Origin of the sequence: Falsiroseomonas oryzae (assembly GCF_027856955.1) — a bacterium.
Taxonomy (GTDB): Bacteria; Pseudomonadota; Alphaproteobacteria; order Acetobacterales; family Acetobacteraceae; genus Falsiroseomonas; species Falsiroseomonas oryzae.
Genome location: NZ_JAPSMD010000881.1, coordinates 1 through 968, shown reverse-complemented (window position 1 = coordinate 968; position 968 = coordinate 1). Strand labels below are relative to the sequence as shown.

The 968-nt window shown below is 77.5% G+C and carries 1 protein-coding gene; it reads left to right on the top strand.

Going from position 1 to position 968, the window contains the following annotated elements; genetic code table 11:
* Positions 1–968, top strand: a 968-nt coding sequence (locus OZN99_RS32425; RefSeq protein ID WP_270939295.1) for an FAD-binding oxidoreductase/lyase, incomplete at both ends; no start/stop codon positions are given.

Genomic DNA, 968 nt, shown 5'->3' with positions numbered 1-968 from the left:
GGCTTGGGCGGCTGCCGCGCGAAGGCCATGTCGTCGCCGGGCGGCTGGTGACGGAAACCGGCTGCCTCGATGCGCGCGGGCTGGATGCCGCGACGTTGGCACGGGCGCGGGACGAGGTGCTGGCGCGCGCCGACACGCCGGACCCCGGCGCGGCCGCGCCGGATCTGGCGGCGCGGCTGGCGGCCATGTTCGGCCCCACGCTGCTCGACGCCGCGCTGCGTCCGGCCTGCGCGTCGCTGCTCGGTGCCGCGCCGGAGGCGCTAGCCTGGAACGCCACGCAGGCGCGGCTGCCCGTGCGCATCGTCATTGCCGACCGCGCGGAGACGGAGCGGATGCAGGCGATCGGCTTCCTGGGTGCAAGGCTTGCCCATCCGCGCGCGGCGGACGCACCGGGCGGTTCTGCGCCCGCCTATCTCTATCCGCGCGCGGGCGGCATCGGGGCCTGGGTCGCGGCCATGGAGACGCGCCTGGAGCGCGCTGGCGTCACGGTGCTCACCGGCACGCGGATCGCCGCGCTGCGCTGCGCTGGGTCGCGCATCCTGGGCGCGACGCTGGCGGATGGCCGGGACCTCGGCGGCGACCTGGTGGTGCTGGCCGCGGCGCCGCGCGCGCTGCCACTGCGCGGCCTGCCGCAAGTGCCGGAGGCAACGATGCCGGTCTCGGCGCGGCTGCTGGTTGTGGAGGGCGGCGCCCCGACCGGGCTGGACTGGATCGTGTCCTACGATCCGGCCACGCCCTTCCTGCGCCTCGGCTTTCCGGATCGGCTGGAGGGGCGCAGTCCCGGCGCGCCCTGGCGCATCGTCGCGGAGTTGCGCGAGTCGGCGGACGATCTCGCCGCGGCGCTGGAGCGGCTCGGTCTGACCGGCGGCGGCGTGCTGCGCGCCGAGGTCCCGCTCGGCACCGGGCGCTTCGCGGTGGAGACGGTGGCGGCGCGTGCGGCGCGGGACGCCGCGCTGCACGCGCTCGGC